Origin of the sequence: Streptomyces sp. NPDC059851 (assembly GCF_042732005.1) — a bacterium.
Classification (GTDB): Bacteria; Actinomycetota; Actinomycetes; order Streptomycetales; family Streptomycetaceae; genus Streptomyces.
Map to the genome: position 1 here is coordinate 1 of NZ_JBHWJJ010000054.1, position 18913 is coordinate 18913.

Sequence of the window (18913 nt, forward strand, 5' to 3'; positions counted from 1 at the left end):
CCTCCAACACCTCATCGCCACCTGGACCGGCACCTGCCCCACCTGCCAGCAAACCATCCCCTGGCAGCCCTACGACACCACCTAACAAAGCACTACTAGTGCTCTGGCCGGAACGGTTCACCGCCTTGCGACGCCCGGCACGGCACCTCGCTGCGTGGTCGGACCGCGCGAGTGCGCCGGTTACGAGCTGCGGCCCTCCGCCTTGCGATGCACCGCACCGGACGCCGTGAGCCGGCAAACCCTTCCGGCCAGAGCACTAAGCCCGCGGGCCGACGGCCGGGGCCAGCCGCGGGGCCTCGGCCGCGGCGTCGACGGGAGGCCCCCCGGCCTCGACCCGCTGCGCCAACTCCCGCGCCCACGCCACCAGCCCCGGCACGTCGACCCCGTACGCCTCCGGAACCGGGGCGGGATCCAGGGCGTCGGCCCCGCGCCGCAGCAGCCGGGCCCCGCCCCGGGCGTTCCCGCGCGCGGCATGGGTCAGGCCGACCGCCAGCTGCGCGAGCCCCCGCCACAGGGGCGCCTCCCCCGCCGGCCCGGACTTCCAGGCGTCCTCGAACACCTCGTGCGCGTGGAACGGCATCCCGGCGTCCAGCAGCCGCTGCGCCTCCGCGACCGTCTCCACCGGTGCCCGCACCACCCCCTCGGGCTGGCGCGGCACGCCTGGCTCCCCGTAGGGCAGTGGCCGCCCCAACCCGTCCCTCGGCCGTGCGCTCCGCGCCCGCCCGGCAGCGTCCCGATCCCGTCCGTCCATGCGGCCATCCTGCCCCGCGACGGATACCCGTGCATACGCACCCCTCAACGTGGGGTAATGTTCTGCATGTGCCGCCGGGGAGGTAAAACCCCACGTGGGAAGCCCCACAGCAGCACAACGGGACGTGGCGCAGCTTGGTAGCGCACTTGACTGGGGGTCAAGGGGTCGCAGGTTCAAATCCTGTCGTCCCGACCGTGCGGAAACGCAGGTCGTAGATCGAAGGCCGTTCTCCCATCCATGGGAGGGCGGCCTTTCGTGCGTCCGGGGTGCCGCCCTCCACGTCGAAACCGACCGCTCCGTTAGCATGTTCGAGCCAACGCTGACCAAGTTGAATCATGAACATCGGCTGAAGAATTGATATCTGCGGTTTCGCGCGTGCTGGCGCGCATCGACGGGGGAGCCGGGTCCGCTGCATGGCGCCGGCCGCGGGTGGTGCTGTGGGCCGCGGTGAGCGTGGTGGCCCTCGGATTCCTCATCGCCCTGGAGATCGCCGCGCGCGGTTACGGCGTGCCGGGTCCGATCACCGCCCAGGCGCGCGAGGTGATCTTCGCTCCCGCATCGGGGACGGTGCTGTACGCCAGCATGACGCTGATGCTGGTGGTGCTCACCTGGCGGCAGCGGTTCCTCGCGGTCGGTGCCGCGATCGCCATCGACCTCGTCTTCTGGCTGGTGCGGTGGGCGGTCGGCGCCGAGATGATGTTCGGCAACGGCGCCCTGTGGGTGACCCTGGGCGGTGCCGTCATCGCCGTGACGCGCCGCACCGGCCGGGAGCGCGCCCTGCTGCTGAAGGGCGTCGGACTGGCCCTGCTGCTCGTGGCCGGCCGCAAGACCGGCTACACCTGGCTGCTGATCACCTCGAAGACCCGGCCCATGGTGCTCGACCCGTACGTGGCGGCCGCCGATCACGCCCTGGGCAATCCGTCATGGGTGGCCGGCCGGATCGTCGAGGCCACCGGCACGGTCGGCGCCCACGTGCTCGACTGGGTCTACGTCCAGCTCGCGGTGGCCGCGGTCATCGTCGCGCTGTACCAGCTGCGCAACGTGGCGGCCGAGCGCCGCTTCCCGGGCCACCACCTGGTGCGCACCTTCTTGGTCATCGGCCTGCTCGGACCGGGCATCTACATGGTCTTCCCGGTGGTCGGGCCGATCTTCGCCTACGGTGCCGACGGGGGCCAGTGGGCGCTGGCCGACCTGTGGCCGAACACGCCGCCGCCGGTCGGTACCCCGCAGCCGATGCCCTTCGACGAGGTCACCCCGCGCAATTGCATGCCCAGCCTGCACACGGCGTGGGCCACCGCGATCTTCGTGCATTCCCGCAAGGGTCCCCTGGCCCTGCGGCTCCTGGGCACGTTCTGGCTGATCACCACGCTCGGCGCGACCCTGGGCTTCGGCTACCACTACGGCGCGGACATCATCTCCGGTGTGGTGTTCACCCTCACGATCGACGCGGCGATGCGCTCGTTCGACCGCGGCTGGGACCGGCAGGGGATCCAGCTGGTCGGCTACGGTGCCGCGGTCTTCGTCGCGCTCCTGACCTCGTACCGCTACCTGTCGGTGGAGATGGCCGGACAGCCGTGGGTGTTCGGGCCGCTGCTCGTGCTGGCGACGGCCTCGGTGGTCTACGGCTACGTACGGGCCACCCGGCGGTGGGACCGGCAGGCCGAGCCGGTGCGGCTGCCGGAACCGCGACGCGAACCGCAGCCCGAACTGGTGTGAGCGGCGCGGTGCACCGGGGCGTGGGCGCCGACGCGGACGCCGGCGCCCCGGCCATCAGCCGAAGTGCGCCGTGATGCGCTGGAGCGGGACGAACTTGAAGTTCTGGTTGCCGCTGGTGCCGGGAGCGCCGTTGGACCCGTCCTGGCAGACGAAGACGCCCTGCGGGAAGGCCGGGCCGAGGTCGGCGGCGGTGGCGTCGATGCCGTCGGTGTCCTCGCAGTCATCGGCGGCCGTCCCGTTCGCGACGGAGAACCGGCCGAGGTGGGCGTGGGTGGTGCGGTCGTAGACCGTGAAGTCGTCGCTGCCCTGCGAGGAGACGTAGATCCGGTTCCCGGCGGCGGTGATGCCCTCGGTGTCGGCGGTGATGTGGCCGCCCGGACCGGTGGAGTCGAGCCGGGTGCGGTCGGTTCCGGCGGTCGGTTCGGCGCCGTAGATCCACACGCCCACGTCCTCCTCGCCGAGGTAGAGCTCGCCGGTGGTGTCGTCGGCGTAGCAGCCCTCAACGGCGGAACCCGCGTCCCACAGGCGGACCGGGGTCGCGGTCACGGAGTTCCCGCTGACGGCCAGCTCCCACTGCTCGACGCGGCCGGAGGTGGAGTTGGGGAACGCGTACAGCTTGCCCGAGGCCTTGGAGGAGTACAGGCAGATGCCGTGTGCGGTGACCGCGGTCGGGACGTCCGCCAGCCGGGTCAGCTTTCGGGTGGCGGGGTCGATGCGGTAGACGTGCATGGCGCCGCTGCCGCCCGCGGCCTCGTCGTCCGCCGAGACGACGATGTCGCCGCGCAGGTCGACGTTGTTGCCGTAGTCGCCGCTGATCCGCTGCAGGCGTGCGCCGGTCATGTCGTAGACCTCCAGCGCGCCCTTCTTGTCGGTGCCGATGACCACGGACTTGGCGGGGTCGCTCGGGTGCACCCAGATCGCCGGGTCGTCGGCGGCGTCCCCGCCGTGCGCGACCGGGGCGGTCTCCACGGTCGCGGTGACGGAGACGCCGGCCGCGTGGGCGGGCGTCGCGGGCACGAGCAGGGCGGCCAGGACTGCGGCGGGGAGAGCCGCGCGGCGGGCGGAGACGGTGGAGGACACCGGGTTCTTCCCTTCCGGTCGGGGGGCGGACACGGGGAGGTTAGGGATTCCCCGAGAGCCCCGCGTGAACGGCACTTGAACCGGGGGTGAGGGCTGCGGCGGCCTCGAAGAGGCGGGCGCAGCGCCGTGTCATGGCCTCCGGGGACTGCTCGGGGTGCTTCACCCACCAGCGGACGAGGGTGGAGACCAGGTCGCGCCACACGTACATGAGCGCGTCCGCGTCCAACGGGTCGGTGGAACCGGCCGCGCGCAGCACGGCGGCGGTGCCGTCGGCGGCGAGCCGGTCGATGGGCGTCCGGTAGTCCGCTGCACGGCGGGCCGCCTCCCCGTCCACGGGCAGGGAGGGGTCGTAGAGGACGAACCAGGCCTCTCGCTGCCCTTCCAGCGCGGTGAAGATCGCCCGGAGCACCCGCAGGGGCGTGTGCGGTGCGGCACCGGTCCCGCCGTCCGCCCCCATCGCCTCCGCCACGGCGCCCAGGATCCGGTCCCCGACGGGGGTCAGGCACGAGACGTACAGGTCCTCCTTGGTGCCGAAGTACTGGTGCAGCAGCGTCTTGGTGACGCCGACCCGCGCAGCGATCGCGGCCAGCGAGGCACCCGCGTACCCGCGGGTGCCGAACTCCTCCGTGGCGGCGGCCAGGATCTGCTGCCGGCGCTGCTCGCGCGGGACGCCCTTGGTGCCGGCTTTCGAGGAAAGGGTTGCCACGGACCCATATTATCAGTAAGTAATTTACCGCTTGGTAAATTCGCTCCTCCCCCCGACCCCGCCCCAGCGATCCTTGGAGTGCACCCCCATGGACGGCACCACGGGAACCCCAGCGCAGCCGACGCCCCGCACCCGCTCCTGGTGGGGATGGGGGTGGGCCGACGCCCATCCCGACGACGCCGAATGCACCGCGATGGGCGCCCTGCTCCCCGGCACCCTCACCCGGCCCCTTCCCGTGCCGCGCGTGCACGACCTGCAGATCGGCAGCCCGGCCGTCCAGCCGCCGGCGAGCCTCGCGCACCTGGTCGGTGCCGATCCGGAGGACCGCGCCGCGCACGCGATGGGGAAGGCCTACCGCGACGTCGTGCGCGCCCTGCGCGGGCGGCCCGGACGGATACCCGACCTCGTCGCCCGCCCCACGGACGACCGGGAGGTGGCCGATCTCCTGGACTGGGCCGGGGAACGGGGGATCGCGGTCGTGCCGTACGGCGGCGGGTCCTGCGTGACCGGCGGCGTGGAGTACCGGGGGGACGCCCACCGCGCCGTGCTGTCCCTCGACCTGACCGCCATGGGCCGGGTCCTGGAGGTCGACACCACCGGCCGGGCCGCACGCATCCAGGCCGGGACCCTCGGCCCGAGCCTGGAGGAGCAGCTGCGGCCCCACGGGCTGACGCTGCGGCACTTCCCGCAGAGCTTCGAGTTCTCCACGCTCGGGGGCTGGCTCGCCACCCGGGCCGGCGGCCACTACGCCACCGGCCGGACCCACATCGACGACTTCGTCCAGTCCATGGGCGTCGTCACCCCCGCCGGGACCAGCACCTCGTGGCGGCTGCCGGCCTCCGGCGCGGGCCCCTCGCCCGACCGGCTCTTCCTCGGATCGGAAGGGGCGCTCGGCGTCATCACCGAGGCCTGGATCCGGCTCCAGCCGCGGCCCGCCCACAAGGCGTCCGCCTCCGTCGCCTTCGCCGACTTCCACGACGCGCTCCGGGCGGTGCGGGACGTCGCCCAGTCCGACCTCGCGCCCGCCAACTGCCGGCTGCTGGACGCCGGTGAGGCCGGGCTCTCCGGGGCCGCGCAGGACGGCTCCGCCGTGCTCGTCCTCGGCTTCGAGTCGGCGGACGTGCCGGTCGGCGCCCGGCTCGCGCAGGCCGTCGACCTGGCCCGTGCCCACGGCGGGCGGCGCGGCGCGGCCCCCTCCGTGGACGGTGCCCCGGCCGATGCAGCCGTGAGCGCCTGGCGCTCGGCCTTCCTGCGGATGCCGTACCTGCGCGACGGACTGGCCAGGATGGGCGCCGTCGCGGAGACCTTCGAGACCGCGGCCACCTGGGACCGGATCCCCGGCCTGATCGAAGCGGTGCGCTCCGAGGTCGGCGCGGCGGCGCTCAAGGCCACCGGACACCCCGCGACCGTCAACTGCCGCCTGACCCACGTCTACCCCGACGGCGCGGCGCCCTACTTCACCGTGCTCGCGGCGGGGCGCCCCGGCGACGAGACCGCCGTCTGGGACGAGCTGAAGGCCGTCGCGAGCGACGTCCTGCACCGCCACCGGGCCACCATCACCCACCACCACGCCGTCGGCCGGGACCACCGCCCCCACTACGACCGCCAGCGCCCCGACCCCTTCGCCCTGGCACTGCGCGCCGCCAAGGACGCGCTCGACCCGCGGGGCGTCCTCAACCCCGGCGTGCTCGTCGGCTGAGCCCGCAGCACACCGGCCGCCGCCCTTCGCCCGCCTACCGCGTACGCGGCCGGGCCGGGCGGCGGCGGGAGATGCGCGACCTGCGACCGGACACGGCCGGCGCGGCCAGCGCGAACGTCACGGTGATGTGCGCCCCTCCCAGGGGGCTCCGGCCGATGCGCATCGACCCACCCGTGGCGGTCCCGGCCCGTTGCGCGATGTCGAGGCCCAGCCCGGTGGAACCGGTGCTGCTCCCGCGGGACAGCGCCCGGTCCGGTTCGGGGATGCCCGGTCCGCCGTCCTCCACGACCAGCTCCACGGCCTGGGCCGTGCGTACGACGTGGACGCCGAACGGGGTGCCGGGGGCGGTGTGGCGGAAGACGTTGCCGATCAGTGCGTCCACCACGGCGGCGATGTCGTCGTCCGAGAGGCTGACGGCGGTGGCCTCCGGGGTGAGGTCGACGGAGCAGGACCGGTCCTGCTGCTCGGCCAGCACCGCCCAGAACGCGGTGCGGCGACGGACCACCTCGGCCACCTCGCAGCGCGGCCCGGACGTCTCCGGCGCGCCGCCGGCCGGCCGGCCCGCGGCCCCTTCCGCGCCGAGCATGCCCTGGCCCATGGGACCCACGGAGAGCGGGGTGCGCGCCGCCGCGATGATGGCCCGGAGCTCCGCCTCCAGCTCGCCCACCGCCGCCTCGACCCTGGCCGACTCCGGGGTGCCGGCCATGCGCTCCGACGCCAGGTGCAGCGCGGTCAGCGGGGTCCGCAACCGGTGGGACAGGTCTGCGACCAGTTCGCGTTCCACGGCCAGCAGCTCGGTCATCCGGTGGGCCATCGCATTGAAGGCGACACCCGCGTCCCGCAGTTCCTCGGGGCCCATGGGCTCCACACGGGTGTCCAGATCGCCCTGGCCGAGGGCTCGCGAGGCCTGCGCCAGCCGCTTGGAGGACCGGACGACCTTCGCGCCGAGCCGGTCGGCGACCAGCACCGACCCACCGATCAGCCCCACGGCGAGGAAGCACATCACCGCCCAGGACTCCATCACCCCGCGGGTCAGCTCCTCCTCGGGGACGAAGTTCTCGATGACGGCGACCCGGTCACCCGGGAGCACCACCGGCTGGAGGCAGATCCAGCCGCCCGGGACCTCCCGGGAGATGGACTCCCGTCCCTTCTGCGCCCGTTCGAGCAGCGGGGCCGGGGCCTTCGAACTGCCGAGCGGGCCGGAATCCGGCAGATGGACCACCAGGTGCTCGGACGCGTCCAGGCTCGCCGCGGACTCCCGCAGTGCGGACGGGTCCGTGGTCAGCGTGAGTACGGGTGCCAGGGCCGCGGCGCGCTGTTCGGCCGCCGTGACGCCCTGCTCCTTGACCAGCGACATCACCAGAGCGGCCAGCGGTATGAGGAAGGACAGCGCGACCATGGAGGTCACGGCGAGCGCCACTCCGGCCAGCGACCGTCTCAACGCGGAGCCACCAGTTTGATGCCCACCCCGCGGACGGTCAGCAGGTAGCGCGGGGCCGCCGCGCGTTCGCCGAGCTTGCGGCGCAGGGACGACAGGTGCACGTCGACGGTCTGGTCGTCCACGTACGGCTCGCGCCACACCTCGGTCAGCAGCCGCCGCTTGGAGACGACCTGGCCGGTGTGGTGGGCGAGGAACGCCAGCAGGTCGAACTCGCGCCGGGTGAGGCGCAGTTCCCGGCCGGCCAGGTACGCGGTCCGCGCGCCCGGGTCCACCGTCAGCTCGCCCACGGTGGTGGCCCGCAGGGGTTCCGCCACCGCTGCCGCCACCGGCGCACCCGCCGGGGCGGGCCCGGCAGCGGGAACCTGGCCGGTGCGCCGCAGGACGGCGGACAGGCGTGCGATGAGCTGCCCGCCGGAGAACGGCTTGACCAGGTAGTCGTCGGCGCCCGCGTTGAGGAGGCTGATGATCTCCCGTTCGTCGTCGCGGGCGGTGGCCACCAGTACGGGCACGGAAGAAATGCCCCGGATCATGCGCAGTGCGTCTCCCCCGTCCAGATCGGGCAGTCCGAGGTCGAGGACCACCGCGTCCACGGGCGTCTGGGTGACCTCGCGCAGCGCGCCGAACCCGTCGGCCGCGCTGCGTACGGCGAACCCGTGCTCCGCCAGGACCTCGATCAGTGACTGGCGGATGCTGGGGTCGTCTTCCACGACCAGGACGCTGGGCATGGGGACACCTTAGGGGCTCGGCCGACGGGGGACTCGTGCACCCTAGCGGGCATCGAACACCGGGCCGTCGGCGGTGATGCGCAGGCGCACGGGGCGGTCGGAGACCGGGATGGTGCAGCCGTCCCGTTCGCTACAGCTCGCATAGCCGAGCAGCACCGTCGCCTCCCCGTTGCCGTCGGCCCGAACGGGCAGGGTGGTGGTGACCGGGCCGTCCGGATAGACGGGAACCGGGGCGCCGACACCGGGAACGCTGATCGACCGCACCTTCGCGGCGGCCGTCAACCCGCCCTCCGCCTTGAGGACTCCGGTGACGGACACGGCCGTCGGTCGGCCCACGCCCTCGATGCCGTCCGCCGGCAGATCGGTGCTGTAGAGGTGGAAGCCCTTCTCCTCGGGGGTGAACACCGCGGTCAGGGTGCCCTTCGAGGCCTGCCAGTCCGTCACGCTGAGCGTGACGGTGACCCCCTTCTCGCTGAAGCTCGTCGTGGATGCGGACGTGGATGCGGAGGAGGGCGCTGATGCCCGTGCGGGCGCGGATGCCGGTGCGCCGGCGTTCGCCGCGGACCGCTCGCCGCACGCGGTGAGGGCCGCCAAGGACAGGAGGGCGGCGGCGATGCGGGCCTTCCGGGCATGTCCGGCCTGAGGGGAAACGTTCATGTGTGCCTCTGTGTCACGTGTCACGGGATCAAATTCGTTTCTCGGGTGGGGGTTCGGCACCGCAGCGCGGACAGCAGCCCTAGAGGGCCGTGGTGAAGTCCGCGCTCCACGACTGCAGCCCGTACACCAAGTCGTTCCACACGCCGGTGGCCAGCAGCACACCGACGAGTACGAGCATGCTTCCGCCGCTCCGCAGGACCCACGGGTAGTGGCGCTTGACCAGGCCGAAGGCGCCCAGCGCCCGGCGGAAGGCCAGCGCGGCCACGACGAACGGCAAGCCCAGCCCCAGACAGTACGCGGCCATCAGCAGCGCCCCGCGGGCCGCACTGGCTTCGCTCCAGGCGAGCGCCTGCACGGCGGCCAGCGTCGGACCGATGCACGGGGTCCAGCCGACCGCGAACACCGCCCCCAGCAGGGGTGCCCCGGCGAGCCCCAGCGCGGGACGCCGGTGGCTGCGCAGCTCCCGCTGGGTGAGGCCCGGCAGGAAGCCCATGAAGGACAGCCCCATGAGCACGGTGAAGACACCGAGCGCCTGGGTGACCGCCTCCTGGTGGGCCAGTAGCGAACGGCCCGCGTAGCCGAACAGGGCACCCCCGGAGACCAGGACCGTGGTGAAACCGAGGACGAACAGCAGCGCGCCGGCCGCCATGCGGCTGCGCCGCCCGCCGCGCGGGTCCGCCAGGTCGGCGACCGACAGGCTGGTCACGTAGCTGAGGTAGCCCGGTACGAGGGGCAGGACGCAGGGGGACAGGAAGGAGACGAGCCCCGCGACGAGCGCCACGGGGGCTGCGATCAGGAGTGTTCCGCTCACGAGCGAGGGGGCGTCCGCGGCTGCGAGCACCGCTTGCGCGCCCGCCGTCACGACGGTTCCCCCGCCACCCGCGCCAGCAGTGGCCGCAACTGCTCGTCGGTGACGGCGCCCCCGATCCCGGCGGCGATGCGGCCGCGCCGGTCGATCACCAGTGTCGAGGGGACGGCCTGCGGGTTGAGCAGCGGGGGCGGGAAGCGGAGCAGGAGCCCGCCCGCGGGGTCGTGGAGGCTGGGCCAGGTCACGCCGTGGGCCCGTACGAAGGACCGGGCGGCCTCCCGGTCCGGGTCGCGGGTGTTGATCCCGAGGAAGCGGACCCCGTCGGCCCGGGTCTGTCGGCTGAGTCGCTCCAGGTCGTCGGCCTCCGCCCGGCAGGGGCCGCACCACGACCCCCAGACGTTGAGGACGACGACGTGGCCGCGCAACTCGGCGAGCCCGGCCGGTTTCCCGTCCAGGTCTTCGCCGTCCAGGACGGGCGCGTCCTGCCGGGCGGCGGGGTCGATGACCGCCGCCCGGGCAGCGGTCCGGACCGAGCCCGCCCGCCCGCCGTCCGTCCCACCGGCGCCGGTGCCGGCGCCGTCCGCGTCGTCCGTCAGGACGCCGGCGAGGACGCAGCCGGCCGCGACCGCCAGGCCGGCCGCCGCTGCCCGTACCGCCCGTCTCATGACGCCCACTGGCGGAGGAAGGCGTTCAGGCCCTCCGAGGTCAGGGACGGGTTGCCCGTGACGTGGGTGTCGGTGCGCACGGTGCCGGACGGGGAGACGACGACCAGGACGGGCATCTTGTAGGTGCCGCCCGACGGGCTGTACTTGCGCAGGAGCGCGGAGTTGGCGGAGCTGTTGCCGCCGATGTCCACCTTGACCATGTGGTACGACGACCCGAGGATCGCGGCGGTCTGCGGCTGGGCGAACACCTTGTCGGCGGCCTTGCAGTTGCCGCACCAGTTCGCGCCGAAGTCGAGCAGCACCATCCGCCCGTCCGCCTTGGCCGCGCGCAGCGCCGCGTCGATCTGCTTCTGGGCGTCGGCCGAACCGTCGTAGCCGGGGCCGGGGACCGTCGCCGGCGCGGGCGCGGCCGACGAACGGGCCGTCGGCTTGGCGGACGTCCGGGCGGGGGCGGGGGAGCCGGTCCCGCCCTGCGAGGGGGTGGCGGACGCGGACGCGGACGCCGAGGGGGACGGAGGGGCGGAGACCGAGGGGGACGCCTCGGGGGACGCGCCCGCGGATTCCGACGTGGAGGGGAGGGCCTGCGCGGACTGGCGGGCCGCGGTGGGCTTCGAGGATCCGACGGGCTGTGAGGACGGCCCGCAGGCGGCGGTGAGCCCCACGGCGACCACGGCCGCGGCGGCCAGCGGCAGGCGTGTCCCGAGGGGCGCGGCGGAGCGGGACGGCGTCGTACGGCGGTCGGCGCGGACGGGTCGGAGCATGCGGGAACTCATGGCGAAGACACCCCAAGGCACGGTTCGGACTGCGGGAACGGGCACGGATGCCCCCCGCGACGGCGGAACGGCGGCCCGCACGGTCCGCCGGGGAGTCGTTCCCCGGCGCCGAGGGCCGCTCGGCTGACGCGAGCATAGGACCGCCCGGCCCCGCCGGAACCCCCCTCGGCGCGATCTTCAGATTGCCCTAAGGAAGAGCTCACCTTCCGCTTCGCCGGAGCCGGCACGTGACGCGCACGAGGTGGTGAACCCCGCGAAAGGGACCGGGGCGGCCGAGCGGTACGGACGGGTTCAGAACGACGTTTCGCGGACGCTGGCCCTCGGCCCGGGGTCGATCGTCGCCGTGATGACCGACCGGTGGGCGTCACTGGTGAACGTGACCGTGAGGGTGTCGTCGGCGGTCTGCGAGGTGGTGGTCTTGAAGCCGCGGCTGGGGACCGCCGAGATCAGGCACACGCCCCGGCTGCCGTACCGCACGGTGGCCTTGCCGCCCTGCGAGGGGACGGTGTGCAGGCCCACCGCACCGCCCTCGCAGTCGACGTCCGGCTTCGCCGCGGTGGTACGGGGAGTTCCCGACGGGGCCTTGCCGGGGGTGGCGGAGGCGGCCGAGGGGGAGGGCCGCTGCGTCACCGAGGGGGAGGGGCTCGCGGACGCGGTGGGGGAGGGCGGGCCCGACGGGCCCTCCTGTCCGGCCTGCCAGGCCGGCGGGGTCTCGATGACCGTCGGGGCGGACCGCGCGACCGGGGGCGTATGCCGGGTCGAACCGACCACGAACTGGACCGTGGCGAGCACGGCAGTCACGCTGGCGGCCGTGCACGACAGCCATATGAGCAGGTAACGCGGAAGTCGGGGCACGGCCCCATACTGGCCGACGCGCCGGGCGGCCCGTCACCGGCTCCCCCCGAAGGGGCCGGGCCCCGTGGAGCGCCCGCGGAGCCGGCCGACGCCGACGTCCTCCGGACCCGCGGACGGGTCGGAGGACGTGGTGGAGGGGGGTGGGGATGTGGGGGCTCGGGGCTCGGGGGGCCGGAGGTGTGGGGGGTCCGGGGGTGCTCGTTACCTCGGGGCGCCGAAGTTCTGCGTCCACCACGGGCCGCCGTCGCCCTTGTGGACGCCTATGCCGATCTCCTTGAAGGCGCAGTTGAGGATGTTCGCCCGGTGGCCGGGGCTGTTCATCCACGCCTTCATGACCGCGTCGGCGTCGGCCTGGCCGCGGGCTATGTTCTCGCCCAGGTTGGACCACTTGTAACCGGCGGCCTCCACCCGGCTGGTCATGGTGGACCCGTCCGGTCCGGTGTGCGACATGACGCCGGCCCGGGCCATGGTGTCGCTGTACCCCCGCGCGGCTGCGCTCAGCTTGGCGTTCGTGCTCAGGGGACCGCAACCGGCCGCGGACCGCTCCTTGTTGACGAGGGCGAGGACCGCGGACTCGGCGTCGGTGTTCACGGTGCCGCCGGAGCTCCCGGACCCGCCGGAGCTCCCGGACCCGCCGGACCCGCCCGAACCTCCGGAGCCGCCGCCCGTGCCCGAAGTGGGCTTGCTCGCGGGCTTGCTGCCCTGGTTCGGGGCCGACTTGGCCGCCGTGTCCTCCTCGCCCGCCGGGCCGGAGGGAGTGGCGGAGGCCGATGCGCCGGCCTCGGGCGACCCGGAGGGGCTCGGGCTCGCCGAGGCGGAGGCCTCGGTGGTGGGGGCGGCGGTGGTCGGGGTGGTGGTAGCCGACCCGGCGGCGGTCCCCGCCGCGGACGACTTGCCGGCGGCCCCGCCGGCCCGCTGGTCCACGCGGGCGTCACCGTCGGAGTCGGCCACGGCGACCCCGACCGCCACCGCCGCTGCCGCTGCGGTGACAGACAGGACGATGCGGGTACGCGCCGTCTTCCTCCGCCGGGCCTCGACGCGGGACGGGGTTCCGGTGGTTCGGCTGCGGCTCATGCCGGTAACACCTCACTAGAGCAGGGGGAGCGGAACTCCGTCCGAGCCTAGGGCGGTGACCAGCGGAAAAACCCTTCTGGAGGGGTTCTTCAGGTTCCCTTAAGGAAGCCCGAAGGGTCGACTGAGGAATCAGCCGGACAAACCTGCCGATTCGGAACTCCCGGCAATGCGGCAGGGGTTGGTGTGGCTAGGCGTTGAAGTCGGGGAGGACGAGCGAGCCGTCGTCGGTGAGGGTGAAGCCGGGGTTGTGGGCGATCTCCCAGGCGTGACCGTCGGGGTCGGTGAAGACGCCCGAGTAGAAGCCGATCGCGTTGACGGCGGCGGGCCGGGTGACCGTTCCGCCGGCCCGCGCGGCGGCGTCGAGGACGGCGTCGACCTCCGCGTCCGTGCGCACGTTGTGGGCCAGGGCGATGCCGCCGAAGCGAGCCGGCGGGTCGTCGGGGAGGCCGCAGTCGGCGGCCAGCTTCCCGCGGTCCCACAGCACCAGGGCCAGGCCGCCCGCCTGGTGGAAGACCGTCTCCTGGACCTCGGTACCGCGCCAACCGAGCGCCGTGTAGAAGCGCTTGGCGCGGGCGAGGTCCGTCACACCCAGGGTGATCAGGCTGATCCGCTGTTCCATCCCGCCACCGTAGCGGGCGGGTCCGGTGTTCGTACGGTGGACGGGCGGGCGGGCGAGCCAGGCGGGCGGGGGCCGGCACCGGTCAGGGCAGCAGCTGGCGCGCGAGGGCGTCCGCGGCCCACGCCTCCCAGCGGGCGGGGGTCCAGCCGCGCCGGGTGACGAGCAGGTCGTAGGTCTCCGGCCCGAGCACCGTCAGCGCGATGTCGGCCGCCGCCGCGCCGTCGTGGCCGTGCCGGAGGGACCCGCCGGCCTTCGCGAGCAGTGCCTGCGCGAAGCGGAGTTGGACGGCGTGGCGCTGTTCGTGGTTGATCCGCCACAGTTCCGCGAGCTCCGGGTCGGCGGTCGCGGCTCCCCGCACGACCTCCAGCACCGGGGCGGCACGCTCCAGGATGCGCCGGGCGCCCGCGGCCTGGAGGGCGAGCTGGGCGGCGGGGTCGGGCTCTTCGAGGACCTCGCGGGCCCAGGGGCGGTCGAGCGTGGCGACGGGGTCCGCGTCACCGGCGACGGACGTGTCCAACAGCTCCTTCAGCAGCGCCCGCTTGCTGCCGAACGTGAAGTACACGGTCTGTACCCCGACCTCGGCGGTGCGGGCGATGTCCTCGACGGTCGTCCCGGTCCAGCCCTTCTCCGCGAACAGTCGTGCGGCGGCGTCGAGCATCCGCTGCCGGGTGCGGCGGGCCTTCTCCGCGCGGGTCAGGGGTGCGGCCACCGGTTTCTCCTGGGGTGCCTGGGATCTTTGACTGTAGTGAGACTACAGTGTTATTCACTGGAGCATGACTACAGTGAAATCTGGTCGCGTCCTGGTGGTCGGTGGTTACGGCGCCGTGGGGGCGACGGTTGCGGGCACGCTCGGCGACTGGTTCCCCGGGCGGGTCGTCGTCGCGGGGCGCGACGGGGCCAGGGCGGTGCGGCTCGGCGGAGTCCGCGTCGACGTCACCGATCCGGTCGGCTTCCGCCGGACGCTCGACGGCCTCGGTGACGTGGCGGCGGTCGTGATGTGCGTCGAACCGCCCGACAGCCGGATCGCGCGGGCCTGCCTGGAGCGTGGTGTCCACCTGGTCGACATCGGCGCCACCCGGCGGCTGCTCGACGGCGTCGCGGACCTGCACGGCCCGGCCGTCGACAGCGGAGCCACGGCCGTGATCAGCGTCGGAGTCGCCCCCGGTCTGACCAACCTCATCGCCCGCCGGGCACACGAGGCCGTCGGGGGCGCGGAGCGCATCGACCTCACGGTGATGCTGGGCGCGGGCGAACGGCACGGCGCCGACGCGGTCCGCTGGACGGTCGAGCACCTGGCCGAACCGGCGACGGCCCGTCCGGTCCGGGCCGAGCTGCCCGGATACGGCCCCCGCACCGCCTACCCCTTCCCCTTCTCGGACCAGTACACGCTGCCCCGCACGCTCGGAGCCGCGCAGGTGACCACCCGCCTCTGCCTGGACTCCGGGCTGCTGACCGCCACGCTCTTCGCGCTGCGGCGGGCCGCCGGCCGATCCGTGGTGCGGCAGGCCCTGACCGCCGTCTTCCGCAGGGTCCACGCGGGGGGCGACGGCTTCGCCGTACGGGTCGACGCCCGGCGCGGTGGCGCGCACGCGGCGTACGCGCTCACCGGGCGGGCGCAGAGCCGCGTCACCGGACTGGTCGCCGCGTACGTCACCCGCGAGGTGCTCACCGGGTCGCTGCCCGCCGGGGTCCACCACATCGAGCAGCTCCCCGCCCTCGCCCACCTCCCGGAGGAGCTGGCGGAGCACGGAGTCGCCTTCCAGCGCCTCGCCGGGCCGCCGGGAGGGTGACGGCGGGGCGCCCCGGACGGAATACCCCCCGGAATACCCCTGGGGGGTATATGGTTAGGAGTGGGGGCGCGCGGGGCACGGGCCCTGCACCGGACGACATGGGGATGAGGGTCATGGGTCACAGCGCACACCACCACCACTCCGCCGCACAGGAATCCGCCGCACGGGCTTCCGCCGCCCGTACGGACCACGCCGGCCGTACGGACCACGCCTCCGCGTCGTGGGCGACAGCCGCGAAGGCGACCCTGCACTGCCTGACAGGGTGCGCCATCGGCGAAATCCTCGGCATGGTCATCGGAACCGCCCTGCTGTGGGGCAATGCCGCGACCATGGCGCTGGCGATCACCCTCGCGTTCGTCTTCGGTTACTCGTTCACCCTGTTCGCGGTCCTCCGGGCCGGCCTGGGCCTCAAGTCCGCGATCAAGGTGGCGCTGGCCGCCGACACCGTGTCCATCGCGGTGATGGAGCTGGTCGACAACGGGATCATCGCCCTGGTGCCGGGCGCGATGGACGCCCACCTGGACGAGGGGCTGTTCTGGGGTGCGCTGCTGGGCGGCTTCGTGGTCGCCTTCGCGGTCACCACTCCGGTCAACAAGTGGATGATCGGCCGGGGCAAGGGTCACGCCGTCGTCCACGCCCACCACTGACCGCGTGCGGAAAACGCTTGGACGGTGCGGGCGCCGCTGCGGGACACTGCGGATCCTGTCCTGCCGGTCCAACAGCACAGGGTTGCGATGGGATCGTCCGTATCGGCCGAAAGTCCACCGCGCAGGGGCTCGGTGCTCCTCGCGCTCCGCTACTACGCAAGGGAGCTGGCCCGGCTCCGCCGGCTGACAGCGCCGGCGATGCTGGCCCCGGCACTCGGCAACATCGGCATCAACTACATTGCTCCGCTGATCGTCGCCAAACTCGTCGGCCGGATGGCCGCAGACGCCGACACCGACATCGGCGCCGTGTTGCCCTACGTCCTCGGCTTCGGCGGCGTCCTGCTGCTCGCCGAGGCGCTGTGGCGCATCGGCCTGCACTGCCTCAACCGCCTCGACGCCCTCGGCATCGAGCACCTGTACGTGATCGGGATGGACGAGCTGTTCGCCAAGGACGCCGCGTTCTTCCACGACAACTTCGCCGGATCGCTGACCAAACGGGTCCTCAGCTTCGCCTCCCGCTTCGAGGAGTTCGTCGACACCCTGACCTTCTCGGTCATCGGCAGCTTCGTACCGCTGGCCTTCGCCTCGGTCGTGCTGTGGTTCTACGAACCGCTGCTCGTCGTGGGGCTCCTGGTGATGATCGCCGTGACGGCCCTGGGCGTGGCGCCGCTGATCCGCCGCCGCCAGGCCCTCGTCGACGAGCGCGAGGAGGCCATAGCCCGGGTGTCGGGCCATGTGGCCGACAGCCTGATGAACATGGACACCGTCCGGGCGTTCGCCGCCGAGGAGCGCGAGGCCGCCGAGCACCGGTCCCGCGTGGCGGAGTCCCGGCGGCTCATGCTCCGTTCGTGGGACTACGGCAACCTCCGCATCGACACTCTGGTCGCCCCCATGTCCGTACTGACCAACGCACTGGGCCTGCTGGTCGCGGTCGCGCTCGGCGCGGGGGAGCACGGGGTCGAGGCGGTCATCGTCGCCTTCGCCTACTACTCCAGCGCCACCCGGATCATGTTCGAGTTCAACCAGATCTACCGCCGCCTGGAGAGCTCGATGACGGAGGCCGCACAGTTCACCGAACTGCTGCTGACACCGCCGACCGTGCTCGACCCGGTGTCACCTGAGCCGCTGCGGCCCCGGGCCGCCGCAGACGTGCGCTTCGAGCGGGTGACCTTCACCCACGGGGGAGGGAAGCCGCTCTTCCAGGGCCTCGACCTGGACGTGCCCAGCGGGTCGAAGATGGGCCTCGTCGGCCGGTCCGGCGGGGGCAAGACCACGCTCGCCCGGCTACTGCTGCGGATGACGGACATCGAAGCCGGCCGGATCCTGATCGGCGGCCAGGACATCAGCCGGCTGGCCCAGGCCGACCTGCGCAGTCTGATCGCCTACGTTCCGCAGGACCCGGCGATGTTCCACCGCACCCTGCGGGAGAACATCGCCTTCGCCCGGCCGGACGCCACCGACGCCCAGATCCGCCGCGCGGCCGAGGCGGCACACGTCACCGAATTCGCCGAGGCCCTCCCCGACGGCTTCGACACCATGGTCGGCGAACGCGGCGTCAAACTGTCCGGCGGACAGCGGCAGCGGGTCGCCCTCGCCAGGGCGATCCTGCGCGACGCTCCGATCCTCCTGCTCGACGAGGCCACCAGTGCCCTCGACTCCGAGAGCGAGGTCCTCGTGCAGGAGGCGCTGTGGCGGCTCATGGACGGACGGACGGCGCTCGTCGTAGCGCACCGGCTGAGCACGGTCGCCAGTATGGACCGGCTCGTCGTCCTCGACCGCGGCCGCATCATCGAGCAGGGCACCCACAACGAACTCCTCGACTCGGACGGCGCCTACGCACGGCTGTGGCAGCACCAGTCCGGTGGGTTCCTCGACGACACCCAAGCCCGGGACGACGTCCCCTGACCAGACCCCGGCACCCGAGACCCGCACCCCGACAGCCGCACCCCGCGGTGCGCGCGGGGTGCGGGTTCACTCCGTGTGGTGAAGGGCGGTCACGTCGTCGGGGCGGCACTCCGGGAGGGGCGAATACGCGCCGACACCGTGCGTGCGATGTCTGGGGAGAGATCGCGGCGGATCCAGGCATTCCGGGGGTGGAGAGGGGGAGACCCGGAGGTTACGGTCGCCATTGCTGGCGCAAAGCAATCGGTCTTTCGCCGCCTCGTTACTCATCCGGGTGACGGTGCACGGGTATCACGTTTCGCTGCCGCTAGCCTGAGGGAGGTTCGCAAAAGGCCAGGGGCAGGAACGCCGCCCCGCGGCCGGCAGGCCGGTCGTTGCGGCGCCACCGCCGACCGGTGTGCGCATCGGTTCGGCTGTCCCCTCGCCGTCGATCTGTCGCGGTCGGCGTGTTGCCGCGCTCGCGGCCAATTCCACCGTTCGGTTTTCCTCGCCAATACCCCGCCCCGTGCAACGACGCTCGTCCATCCAAGAAGAGAGGTAGGGGATCATGCCGCCCGTCCTTCCCCCGTTCCTGATCGGACTCATCGCCGCGCCCCTGGCCAAGCGGATCGGCAAGCCGCTGGTGCGCGGCCTCGTGAAGACCTCCGTCGGTCTGGTGCTGGAGGTGAAGCGGGCCGCGCACGAGGCCACCGAGAACCTCCAGGACCTCGCGGCCGAGGTGACCGCCGAGGCGGTCGCCTCACAGGTGACCTCCGCCCCGGACTGGCAGGCGGCTCCCGCCCCGCAGAAGGACGGTCACGTGGCGGAGACGGGCAGGTCCGCCTCGACCCCCGTGCACGGGTCGCAGCAGCCCAAGGGGCGCGGACCCGCCGTCGCACCCGCCAAGGCGTGACGCCCCTTCTGTTCTCGGCCGCCGCGCCGCCCGGTCGCCCTCGCTGAAAAGGGCGCGGAGAAATCACTCAGGAACTGCGAAAAAAATGACACTGCTGGTGGGACCTGCGGCCG

The 18913-nt window shown here is 73.2% G+C and carries 19 protein-coding genes and 1 tRNA gene; 7 read left to right on the forward strand and 13 right to left on the reverse strand.

Features of this window, described 5'->3' with window-relative positions; genetic code table 11:
* Nucleotides 1–256 precede the first annotated feature (256 nt).
* Nucleotides 257–658, reverse strand: coding sequence for a DUF309 domain-containing protein (locus ACFV7Q_RS19800; RefSeq protein WP_385430016.1), 402 nt, complete (start codon nt 656–658; stop codon nt 257–259).
* A gap of 211 nt (nt 659–869) precedes the next feature.
* On the opposite strand from ACFV7Q_RS19800, the gene ACFV7Q_RS19805 reads away from it, so the two are divergent.
* Together ACFV7Q_RS19805 and ACFV7Q_RS19810 are read left to right on the forward strand one after the other, a co-directional pair.
* A tRNA-Pro gene (locus ACFV7Q_RS19805) sits at nt 870–943 on the forward strand.
* A gap of 183 nt (nt 944–1126) precedes the next feature.
* Nucleotides 1127–2467 carry a phosphatase PAP2 family protein gene (locus ACFV7Q_RS19810; protein ID WP_385430018.1) on the forward strand — a complete coding sequence of 447 codons (1341 nt, stop codon included), beginning with the start codon at nt 1127–1129 and terminating at the stop codon, nt 2465–2467.
* Nucleotides 2468–2521: 54 nt separating this feature from the next.
* On the opposite strand, the gene ACFV7Q_RS19815 is transcribed toward ACFV7Q_RS19810, so the two are convergent.
* Complete coding sequence (locus ACFV7Q_RS19815) at nt 2522–3580, reverse strand: phytase (protein ID WP_385430020.1); 1059 nt, start codon at nt 3578–3580, stop codon at nt 2522–2524.
* A 7-nt stretch (nt 3581–3587) separates the two neighbouring features.
* Nucleotides 3588–4253, reverse strand: a complete 666-nt coding sequence (locus ACFV7Q_RS19820) for a TetR/AcrR family transcriptional regulator (protein WP_385430022.1) — start codon at nt 4251–4253, stop codon at nt 3588–3590.
* An 88-nt stretch (nt 4254–4341) separates the two neighbouring features.
* Here ACFV7Q_RS19820 and ACFV7Q_RS19825 point away from each other — a divergent pair, with 88 nt between their 5' ends.
* Nucleotides 4342–5952, forward strand: coding sequence for an FAD-binding oxidoreductase (locus tag ACFV7Q_RS19825; RefSeq protein ID WP_385430024.1), 1611 nt, complete (start codon nt 4342–4344; stop codon nt 5950–5952).
* Nucleotides 5953–5986: 34 nt separating this feature from the next.
* Here the strand turns inward: ACFV7Q_RS19825 and ACFV7Q_RS19830 are convergent, their stop codons facing one another.
* The 10 genes from ACFV7Q_RS19830 to ACFV7Q_RS19875 form a co-directional block, all read right to left on the reverse strand.
* Nucleotides 5987–7393: an ATP-binding protein gene (locus tag ACFV7Q_RS19830; protein ID WP_385430026.1), complete on the reverse strand. Its 1407-nt coding sequence runs from the start codon at nt 7391–7393 to the stop codon at nt 5987–5989.
* A complete protein-coding gene (locus ACFV7Q_RS19835; protein WP_385430028.1) occupies nt 7390–8118 on the reverse strand; it encodes a response regulator transcription factor in 729 nt (242 codons plus the stop codon). Before ACFV7Q_RS19835 ends, ACFV7Q_RS19830 begins: the two co-directional genes overlap by 4 nt.
* A gap of 42 nt (nt 8119–8160) precedes the next feature.
* Nucleotides 8161–8775 (reverse strand): hypothetical protein, encoded by a 615-nt coding sequence (locus ACFV7Q_RS19840; RefSeq protein ID WP_385430030.1) that lies wholly within the window; start codon nt 8773–8775, stop codon nt 8161–8163.
* A 79-nt stretch (nt 8776–8854) separates the two neighbouring features.
* Nucleotides 8855–9637 carry a cytochrome c biogenesis CcdA family protein gene (locus ACFV7Q_RS19845; protein ID WP_385430032.1) on the reverse strand — a complete coding sequence of 261 codons (783 nt, stop codon included), beginning with the start codon at nt 9635–9637 and terminating at the stop codon, nt 8855–8857.
* A complete protein-coding gene (locus ACFV7Q_RS19850; protein ID WP_385430034.1) occupies nt 9634–10248 on the reverse strand; it encodes a TlpA family protein disulfide reductase in 615 nt (204 codons plus the stop codon). Before ACFV7Q_RS19850 ends, ACFV7Q_RS19845 begins: the two co-directional genes overlap by 4 nt.
* Entirely contained in the window at nt 10245–11009 is a 765-nt protein-coding gene (locus ACFV7Q_RS19855; protein ID WP_385430036.1) for a thioredoxin family protein, read from the reverse strand. Before ACFV7Q_RS19855 ends, ACFV7Q_RS19850 begins: the two co-directional genes overlap by 4 nt.
* A 303-nt stretch (nt 11010–11312) precedes the next feature.
* Nucleotides 11313–11876 (reverse strand): hypothetical protein, encoded by a 564-nt coding sequence (locus ACFV7Q_RS19860; protein ID WP_385430038.1) that lies wholly within the window; start codon nt 11874–11876, stop codon nt 11313–11315.
* Nucleotides 11877–12077: 201 nt separating this feature from the next.
* A complete protein-coding gene (locus ACFV7Q_RS19865) occupies nt 12078–12950 on the reverse strand; it encodes a CAP domain-containing protein (RefSeq protein WP_385430039.1) in 873 nt (290 codons plus the stop codon).
* A gap of 187 nt (nt 12951–13137) precedes the next feature.
* Nucleotides 13138–13569, reverse strand: a complete 432-nt coding sequence (locus ACFV7Q_RS19870) for a VOC family protein (RefSeq protein WP_385430041.1) — start codon at nt 13567–13569, stop codon at nt 13138–13140.
* Nucleotides 13570–13651: 82 nt separating this feature from the next.
* A complete protein-coding gene (locus ACFV7Q_RS19875) occupies nt 13652–14278 on the reverse strand; it encodes a TetR/AcrR family transcriptional regulator (protein WP_385430043.1) in 627 nt (208 codons plus the stop codon).
* A 64-nt stretch (nt 14279–14342) separates the two neighbouring features.
* Here ACFV7Q_RS19875 and ACFV7Q_RS19880 point away from each other — a divergent pair, with 64 nt between their 5' ends.
* The 4 genes from ACFV7Q_RS19880 to ACFV7Q_RS19895 all read left to right on the forward strand — a co-directional run bounded on the left by ACFV7Q_RS19880 (nt 14343) and on the right by ACFV7Q_RS19895 (nt 18800).
* Nucleotides 14343–15359: a saccharopine dehydrogenase family protein gene (locus ACFV7Q_RS19880; protein ID WP_385430045.1), complete on the forward strand. Its 1017-nt coding sequence runs from the start codon at nt 14343–14345 to the stop codon at nt 15357–15359.
* A 104-nt stretch (nt 15360–15463) separates the two neighbouring features.
* Nucleotides 15464–16006, forward strand: coding sequence for a DUF4396 domain-containing protein (locus ACFV7Q_RS19885; protein ID WP_385430047.1), 543 nt, complete (start codon nt 15464–15466; stop codon nt 16004–16006).
* Nucleotides 16007–16093: 87 nt separating this feature from the next.
* On the forward strand, nt 16094–17911 hold the full coding sequence (locus tag ACFV7Q_RS19890) for an ABC transporter ATP-binding protein (protein WP_385430049.1): 1818 nt from the start codon (nt 16094–16096) through the stop codon (nt 17909–17911).
* Nucleotides 17912–18455: 544 nt separating this feature from the next.
* Entirely contained in the window at nt 18456–18800 is a 345-nt protein-coding gene (locus tag ACFV7Q_RS19895) for a DUF5132 domain-containing protein (RefSeq protein WP_385430051.1), read from the forward strand.
* Nucleotides 18801–18913: the final 113 nt, after the last annotated feature.